The following is an 8015-nucleotide window of genomic DNA, read 5'->3' as shown; positions in this document are numbered from 1 at the left end:
GCGACCCCGCCAGCGTTGGCGCCGATTTTCTTTGGGACCTGGAGCCGGAGCCCCTGGCGGTTCTGTTGCGTGGCGAGATCGAGGAGGCCAATGAATCGGCCGGAGCTATCGAGCTGGAGAGCCCAGCGCACCGGCTTCTCTTCGAAGGCGGGGTCTTCATCGGCGAGGCCGGAGCGCCGCGCGTAGTCGGCGAGGGTGGTGATCAGCATGTGAGCAGTCGCCTCCTGAGGTCGGGGTCTTCGATGACCCGATCAGGGTCGGTGTCGATGACCCCGCGTTCGATACGGGCCTGGAAGAAGACGGCCTCGTTCTGGGCGTTCCGCGTGTTTGGGGCGTAGATGATGTCGTAGAGGACGAGGCCCAGGTGGGCGGTGTCGTCGATCGGGCGCTCCTGGGGCCGCACAGGCGCAAATGAAGCAGCAAACTCGCGGCAGCCGAGGTAGGGCCGGTGGAAGCACTGCCCACGTTCGACGCGGCGCTCGAACATGGCGGCGTACTTCTCCGGGGTGTCTTCAGGTCGAAGTTTGGCGCCATCGACGATGGCGTAGGCGGTCACGTTGTAGGCGACATCGCGGAGGGCGAGGGTCGAGCGCTGGGTGGCGTTTTCACCCTCGTCGCGCCCGCGAGCGTCGGCGTAGAAGGGACGGAACGAGGCAGGGTCCTGCATCCACCTCTGGACGCTGCCGACCGGGATTTTCTTCTGGACCTCATTGCGGGTCACGGCCTGGAAGCGGACGGGCTTCAGGACTTCGATGCTGGCAATGACCCAGCGAAACTGCGGTTCCCAGAAGATGGCCTCGAGGACCCCGCGCATGGCGGATGGTGTGGGGTAGGCGTACGAGACGCGTTCGACTTTGAGCTCGGGCCGGGTGAAACAGGCCCATTCGCCGCTGATGCGGACACGGACAGGTCGACTTCGCTGTGGTTCCAAGGCTCTTCAGACACCTCCTGATACAGGCTGGCGGGGATGATGCACCACGAACGCGACAGCTGTCGTCGCTTTGTCGCAGGAGATGCCCTGAACGGGTTGCTAGCGTTCGGTGGGCAGGAGGAGGCCGAGCTGCGGGTGGTAATCGCCGAGGAACAGGGGCCTGGGGCCGGATTCATCGAGGAGACCGGCTTCGCGCAGGGTCACCAGCTCGCTGCGCCGCACGGCCACGCTGAGCTGATCGAGGCTTCGCAGCAGCTGCCGGGCCCCGGGCCCGGGGCTCGATGCGAGCGCGCCGAGGAGGGGTCTTGCGTCGCCAAACGGGACGACGACCGGCACGTCGTCGTCTTCGATCATTCGGTAGCGTGTGGCGATTTCCGGGAAGTCGAAGCTGCGGCGGAGCGCCTCGATTTTTTGCGCATCGAGGTCGGCCACCTGGAAGAGTTTCGTGAAATAGTTGGCGAAGGTGGCAGGCGCGGTGAGGTCGAGTTCTTCGCCAGCGAGCGATGCTTTGTTGAACTGATGCTCGGCGACTCCGGCGGCCAGCCGGTAGAGGTCGCCGGGAAGTTCGTTCGGTTCGGGTGTGAAGACGACGAATCGGCCGCCGCCGGGGAGTCTCCCCTCGCGGTTGCAGCGGCCGGCTGCCTGCGCGAGGGAATCGAGCGGCCCCATAGCGCGCCACACTTCGGGGAAGTGGAGGTCGACCCCGGCCTCAACGAGCTGTGTCGCGACGAGCAGGCATGGCTGACCGGTGGCAAGTCGGGCGCGGACGTCTTCGAGCACCGTTCGCCGGTGGGCCGGGCACATTCGCGTCGAGAGGTGGACGGCGTGCGGATGACGGCCTTCCGCGAGCGAAAACAGCTCGCGGGCGGCAGCGCGGGTATTGACGATGACCATCGCCTGCGTGCTACGGGTGACTTCTGCGGCCACCTCGGCCCAGGTGAGCGGCAGGGGGCGCCATTCGGCGTTGACCCGGCGGCTGGTCTTAAATAGCCGAGCCGGGTTCGGCACAATCGGTCGAACGGCAGCCGGGTCGATGAGCGGGCGGCCCGGGGCGGGTCCGAGCGGGGCCGTCCATGCCGGCTGGGTGGCGGTTGAGAACACGACGGTGCAGCCGTAGCCGGAGACCAGCTGCTTCAGTACGGAGACCGTTGGTTCGAGGATGCCCGGTGGAATGAGCTGGCACTCGTCGAGGACGATGACCGACCGAGGGATGCGGTGGAGCTTTCGGCAGCGAGTCGGGTGGTTGCTGAAGAGGGATTCGAAAAACTGCACGGACGTGGTGATGATGATGGGCGCATCCCAGTTCTCGGCGAGGAGTTCCGCGCGCGTGAGTTCTTCGTTGGTTTGTGGTGGCTGTTGTTCTCCTGAGTGGTGTTCGAGGACGAAATGCCCAGAGCCATCCAGCGCCCTGCGAAAAGCAGCCGCGGTCTGCTCAATAATGGTCAGGTAGGGAAGTACGTAGATGATCCTGCGAAGTCCCTGAGCGCGGGCGTGGGCAAGGGCGAACCAAAGCGAGGCGAGCGTCTTGCCTCCGCCAGTCGGGACCTCAAGGGTGAAAAACCCGGTGGGTTCTGTTGCAACGCGGTCTGCACACTGCAGCACCTCCTCGCGCATTGCCCGCACTTCGGGCTTTGCCCGGGAATTGGCGCGTACCGTCTCGAGGTGAGCGCCCAGGCTGGCGAGCGCTGCTTCCGGGTCGAGCGACGGCGCCATGCGCAGCGCCTGGTGCCCCGGCGAGGACCACGCCTCGGCGTCGAGCCGGTCCGCATCGACCAGGCACGAAAAAATAAGCCGGATGGCGAGGTCGAGCCCGTCGGAGCGCTGGCGCGACCCGAGGATGGATTGGAGTGTCAGCCCTTCGGCGTGGGCAAGGTCCGCGAAACGGTGTGCCCGGTCGATGACGCGTCCAACATCGATGGTGCACCGCTCGGGTCGGGACGTGAGCTGTCCGACGTCGGAGAGAGAGGGCAGGCCAGCGTGGTGCCCGGCGACGGCGAAGGCCACCTCGACCGCTCCCTGCTGGACGGCCAGCGCCGCGCCGTGCGCTGCATGTTCGACGGCCCAGTCCCGCGCGAGGAGTCGGTGCTGCTGGAACTCGTCGGAATACTTGCCGAGGTCATGGAGCAGGCCCGCAGCGAAGGCGATGTCCTCCGGGAGCCCGGCGTCCCGGGCGAAGTCCCGGGCTCGTTCTGCAACCGCCTGCAGATGGTCCCTGAGGAGCTGCCAGGAACCATCGGGGCCGGCTCCGCGGGCGTAATACGGCATGGCCGGATGATGGGAAGAGCGTGCGTGGTGAGTCAACCGCGCTTTTCGCCCCCGCGAACCAACCCTCGACCGCTGGCGGGGAGCCCTTGCGTGGCCAGTCGTGACGAACTGCCCGGCGGCGGGGGAGGTTCAGGCGACGGCGGAGCCCGGGGTGTGGTGGGGGGTGGGAAGGCCGGCGGGCAGGCGGACGGCCGGGTCGTGGGTGCGGGCGGCGGCGAGGTCGCGCTGGGCCCGGCGGAGGAAGTCGCGCACTTCGAGCTCGCCCTCGTAACCGGTGAGGGAGACCACGGGCATGAGGCGGCCGGCAAGTTCGGGCGGGATGCAGGAACCGATGGCCGGGAGCAGCGCATCGGCTTTCTGGGCGGCGGTGGCGAGGCGGTCATCGGCGATGATGGCAGCGAAGATGGGCCCCTGCAGGTGGGCGACGAAATCGCCCTCGCCGACGGCGTGGCGCAGGGCCCGCCCGAGGGCGGGGAGGAGCTTTTCTTCGCCGTTCTTGAGCGTCTCGTAGCCGGCGATGTCGGTCAGCGCGAGGGAGAAGCCGCGGCCGTTGCGGACGGAGCGCATCATCTGGCGGCGGAGTTCAAAGACGAAGTGCCGGCTGTTGGGCAGGCTGGTGGTTTCGTCTTCGTAAATGCGGCCGCGAAGGCGGTCGATGGCGCGGTGGAAGCGCCGGCCCTGCTCGGATTCTTCGTACCAGAACTGGAGGTGCACGGCGATGAAGAGCAGGGTGGTGAAGCCGAGGACGAAGAGGTTGGTGCCTCCGCCGCGGGCGATGACGGTCTGGGCCTGGACGCAGAAGACGAGGACCCAGACGGCGAAGGTCGCGGGGCGGAGCAGGCGCACGAGGATGGGGGTTTCGACCGAGCCGAGGGCGGACTGGTCGGCCTGGGGCAGGAGGAACGCGTTCAGGACGGGCGGTTTTTGCATAAGGGACCCCGCGCTATCTCACTGAGAGATTTCGTCCGCGGGGTCATGGTTGCGCAGGGACGGTTTGTAAACGGTGCGTAATTCGTGACCGCTCAGCGCTTCGGCGGCGGCAGGGTCTGGAGGTATTCGTGGATGGCTTCGGCGGCGCGGCGGCCGTCGGCCATGGCGGTAACCACGAGGTCGGCGCCGTTGACGTTGTCGCCGCCGGCGAAGACGCCGGGCCGGGTGGTGCGGCCTTTGGGGTCGACCTGGATGAGGGCCTTGCGGTCGGTCTTAATGCCCTTCGTGGTGCTGGGGACGACAGGGTCGGCACCGTAGCCGATGGCGATGACGACGGCATCGGCGGGGATGATGAATTCGCTGCCGGGGACCGGGATAGGGCGACGGCGGCCGGATTCGTCGGGTTCGCCGAGCTGCATGCGCTGGCATTCGACGCTGACGACGTGTCCCTGTTCGTTGCCAATGATGCGGGTCGGCAGGGTGAGCATTTCGAAGCGGACGCCCTCTTCGCGGGCGTTCTTGCGTTCTTCTTCGCGGCCGAGCATTTCAGCTTCGGTGCGGCGGTAGACGCAGGTGACGTTCTCGGCGCCAAGGCGGACGGCGGTGCGAACGCAGTCCATGGAGGTATCGCCGCCGCCGATGACGACGACATCGTGGAGCGCGGGCAGGGGCTTGCGCAGGCGTTCGGGGAGCATCTCGAGGGGGAGGTTGCCGCGGACGAGGAACTCGGTGGCGGTGTAGACGCCTTCGAGGTCTTCGCCTTCGATGCCCATTTCGTTGCCAACGCCGGCGCCGGTGCCGAGGAAGACGGCGTGGAAGCCCTGGCGGAAGAGGTCGTCGACGGTGATATCGCGGCCGACGTAGGTGTTACAGATAAAGGTCACGCCCATGGCTTCGAGGTGGGCGATGTACTCATCGACGATGTTCTTGCGCATCTTGAAGTTGGGGATGCCGTAGACGAGGACGCCGCCGGGTTCGGGCCAGTATTCATAGACGGTGACGCTGTGGCCGCGGTCGGCGAGCTGTTCGGCGACGGCGAGGCCGGCGGGGCCGGAACCGATGACGGCGACCCGGTAGCCGGTGGGCTCGGGCATATAGCGGGGCATGGGGAAGCCACCGAGCTGCTGGCGCTGGTAATCAGTGCAGAAGGCCTCGAGCTTGCCGATGGTGACCGGGGGCTCGGACTTGCCGCCGGGGCGTATGGCGAAGCCGACGACGCAAGCGCCTTCGCAGAGCTTTTCCTGCGGGCAGAGGCGGCCGCACATCTCGGGGAGGTTGGAGGTTTCGCGGAACTTGTCGGCGGCGCCGAGGATATCGCCAGCTTCGAGCAGCGCGAGGGCGCCCGGGATGTCGTTGTGGACGGGGCAGGCCTCCTGGCACGGGGCGGAGGGGCACTGGATGCAGCGCGACGCCTCGATGCGGGCGGCGTTCAGGTCGAACCCGAGATAGGTTTCCTCGAAGTTGCGCTTGCGCTCTTCGGGATCCTGCTTGGGGACAGGCTGAACGCTGATGGCGAGGCGGCGGGCGACGTCGTTGGCCATGCTGCTCCGATGCCGGGGTCCGGCGATGTTCCAGGGTGCACCGATCGTACCGGAGGGAGCGGAGGAATGGAATGCGAAGGCGTCAGCCGCCGGCGGACCGCCGCTGCTGGTACTCGCGGTCAGCGCGCTTGCCGCGATACACGCGCATATCGATGGCGCGCGTGACCTGCGGTTCGAGGCGAAAGAGGAGGCGCGGCTCGGTTCGCATGTTGGCGAAGAAGGCTTCGACTGCAGGTGCGTTGGCGGGGTCGCCGCGGCCGACGTACTTGTCGGCGAGGGCGCGGGAGATCGGCCAGATATCGAAGTCGGGGAGTTCCAATGGGGTGCAGAGGCCATCGAACTCGACGTGGCCGGTGAGCGGCGGCCCGGATTCGATGCAGAGCGACGCGCGGGGGTCGCGGAGGAGGTGCTTGCACCAGACGCGGTTGTAGGTGCCGGTGATCCAGATGCCGTCGTCGCGGTGGAGCCACCAGACGGGGACGGTGTAGGGCATGCCGTCCCGGCGGAGGGTGGCGATGACACCGACGGTGGGGAGCTGGAGGAATTCGGCGAGGGTCTCAGGACTCATCCGGGGCATGCGGCGCGGGCTCCTCTGCTGGGGCGGCGGGCTCCGCGGGCGGCGGGGCGGGCGGCTCGCGGAAGACGGCCATCAGGATGCGGTCATCGTACCGTCCATCGACCCAGGTGTGGCCGCGCTGGCAGCCCTCGATGGCGAAGCCGGCGGCGAGGAAGCAGCGGCGGGCGCGTTCGTTGGAGGCGAGAACGGCGAGCCAGACTTTGCGGAGGTTGCGGAGGCGGAAGGCGTACTTGACGAGGAGGCGGACGACATCGCGGCCGTACTTGCGGTTCTGGTAATCGCGGTCGCCGATGGTGATGCGGAGTTCGGCGGTGCGGGCGGCTTCATCGATATTGGTGAGGAGGCAGTGGCCGATGATTTTGCCGCCCTGGACCTCGATGGCAAACCAGGAGGGCCGGGGCGATTCGCGGATGGCGGCTTCGAACTCGGCGAGGAGGTGCTCCGGCGGCTGCGGGATGGGCACGGCTTCGCCTCCCAGGAGCTGGAGCTCGACGTCGTTGTGGAACTCGAGGAGCTTCTCGAGATAGTCGCGGCGCATGGGCCGGAGGATGACTTTTTCGCCTTTGAGCATGGGCGGAGTCCGGGGCACGGGATGAGGGGTTCCACGACGGGTATCGGCGGGCTGCCGGGCACAGAACAGACGACAAGGCGCTGATGCTCGAAACTTAGGGCGATGCCAAATCATCACACGCTGCCCAAGGGAAGGCTGCGAGCGGGAATCTTCCGGGCGGCGCGCCCCGACACGCGATTTCGGCTGCTGGTGAGCTTTTCGTGCGTCATCGCGACGCTGGGGCTGGCCGGGGATTCGCCGGCGGTGGTGATCGGGGCGATGCTGGTGGCGCCGCTGCTGGGGCCGATCATGGCGCTGGCGCTGGCGCTGCTGGGCGGCGCGCGGCGGGAGCCGATTGCGCCAATGTGGGCGCTCGGGGAAGGGGTGGTGACCTCGATCGCGCTCTCGTACGTCCTGGCGGAGGCCTTGCGGGCTTCACCGTTCGCGATTCTCGAGACGGTGCCTGCTGAGGTGATGGCCCGGACGCGGCCGAATCCGCTGGACCTTGGCATCGCGCTGGCTGGCGGCGCGGTGGGAGCGTTCGGGCTGGTGCGGCTGCGCGCGGCGGATGCTCTGCCGGGGGTGGCCATCGCGACAGCCCTGATGCCGCCGTTGTGCACCGTGGGCATCGGGCTTTCCCTGGGGGACCGGGGCATCTGGGGCGGGGCGCTGCTGCTGTTCGTGACGAACCTGAGCGCAATCATGGCGGCGGCGGCGTTTGTGTTCCTGATGACGGGGATACGGCATCGCACACCCACGCACCCGGGACCGCGGCTGCTCATCGGACTGGTGCCGGTCGTGGTGGTTGGCGTTGCGCTGGCGGGGCTCACGACGCGGGCTGTGCAGGAGGCGCGGGAGGAGGACCTGCTGACGACTTCGGCGCGGGAGGCGGTGGCGAACCTGTTTCCCGGCGCCGAGGTCGAGCGCGTGACCCGTTCGAGCGGCGAGGGAGGCAGCGTACGGGTGCGGGTGGAAGCGCAGGTAACCCGCGAGGCGACGCTGGAGGATGCCGAGACGATCCAGGCGTATATGGCGCAGCGGACGGGGAAGCGGATTCAGCTGGTGCTGGTGGCGACCCCGTCGCTGGTGCTGGACCCGGCGAACCCGCCCCCGCGCTCCGTGCCGATCCTGACGCCGACCCCGACGCCGACGGCGACCCCGACGCGTACGCCGACCTCGACGCCGACGCCGGGGCGCAGCCCGTCGCCGACGGGGACGGCT

The 8015-nt window shown here is 68.0% G+C and carries 8 protein-coding genes; 1 reads left to right on the top strand and 7 read right to left on the bottom strand.

Annotation, left to right across the window (positions count from 1 at the left end; genetic code table 11):
• The 7 genes from VAE46_RS08765 to VAE46_RS08735 all read right to left on the bottom strand — a co-directional run.
• On the bottom strand, nt 1–209 hold a 209-nt coding region (locus VAE46_RS08765), incomplete at its 3' end, for a hypothetical protein (protein ID WP_322796551.1).
• On the bottom strand, nt 203–931 hold the full coding sequence (cas5c, locus tag VAE46_RS08760) for a type I-C CRISPR-associated protein Cas5c (RefSeq protein ID WP_322796550.1): 729 nt from the start codon (nt 929–931) through the stop codon (nt 203–205). The genes cas5c and VAE46_RS08765, both read right to left, overlap by 7 nt.
• A 99-nt stretch (nt 932–1030) precedes the next feature.
• The gene (locus tag VAE46_RS08755) at nt 1031–3196 is read right to left on the bottom strand and encodes a CRISPR-associated endonuclease Cas3'' (protein WP_322796549.1); all 2166 of its coding nucleotides are present in this window, start codon (nt 3194–3196) and stop codon (nt 1031–1033) included.
• Between the two features lie 129 nt (nt 3197–3325).
• A complete protein-coding gene (locus VAE46_RS08750) occupies nt 3326–4126 on the bottom strand; it encodes a GGDEF domain-containing protein (RefSeq protein WP_322796548.1) in 801 nt (266 codons plus the stop codon).
• 92 nt (nt 4127–4218) lie between these two features.
• Complete coding sequence (gene gltA / locus VAE46_RS08745) at nt 4219–5667, bottom strand: NADPH-dependent glutamate synthase (RefSeq protein WP_322796547.1); 1449 nt, start codon at nt 5665–5667, stop codon at nt 4219–4221.
• Between the two features lie 82 nt (nt 5668–5749).
• Nucleotides 5750–6244 carry a pyridoxamine 5'-phosphate oxidase family protein gene (locus VAE46_RS08740; RefSeq protein WP_322796546.1) on the bottom strand — a complete coding sequence of 165 codons (495 nt, stop codon included), beginning with the start codon at nt 6242–6244 and terminating at the stop codon, nt 5750–5752.
• Nucleotides 6225–6815 (bottom strand): GNAT family protein, encoded by a 591-nt coding sequence (locus tag VAE46_RS08735; RefSeq protein ID WP_322796545.1) that lies wholly within the window; start codon nt 6813–6815, stop codon nt 6225–6227. Before VAE46_RS08735 ends, VAE46_RS08740 begins: the two co-directional genes overlap by 20 nt.
• A gap of 102 nt (nt 6816–6917) precedes the next feature.
• On the opposite strand from VAE46_RS08735, the gene VAE46_RS08730 reads away from it, so the two are divergent.
• A partial coding sequence (locus VAE46_RS08730) for a DUF389 domain-containing protein (protein ID WP_322796544.1) occupies nt 6918–8015 on the top strand: 1098 nt, incomplete at its 3' end.

It is taken from the genome of Tepidiforma sp. (assembly GCF_034433535.1).
GTDB lineage: Bacteria > Chloroflexota > Dehalococcoidia > Tepidiformales > Tepidiformaceae > Tepidiforma.
This window is presented reverse-complemented; position numbering and strand designations above follow the sequence as displayed.

Coding starts and splice junctions, on each gene's coding strand:
- VAE46_RS08755 (WP_322796549.1), bottom strand. CDS start 3,196: ATGCCGTATTACGCCCGCGGAGCCGGCCCCGATGGTTCCTGGCAGCTC.
- VAE46_RS08750 (WP_322796548.1), bottom strand. CDS start 4,126: ATGCAAAAACCGCCCGTCCTGAACGCGTTCCTCCTGCCCCAGGCCGAC.
- gltA (WP_322796547.1), bottom strand. CDS start 5,667: ATGGCCAACGACGTCGCCCGCCGCCTCGCCATCAGCGTTCAGCCTGTC.
- VAE46_RS08740 (WP_322796546.1), bottom strand. CDS start 6,244: ATGCCCCGGATGAGTCCTGAGACCCTCGCCGAATTCCTCCAGCTCCCC.
- VAE46_RS08735 (WP_322796545.1), bottom strand. CDS start 6,815: ATGCTCAAAGGCGAAAAAGTCATCCTCCGGCCCATGCGCCGCGACTAT.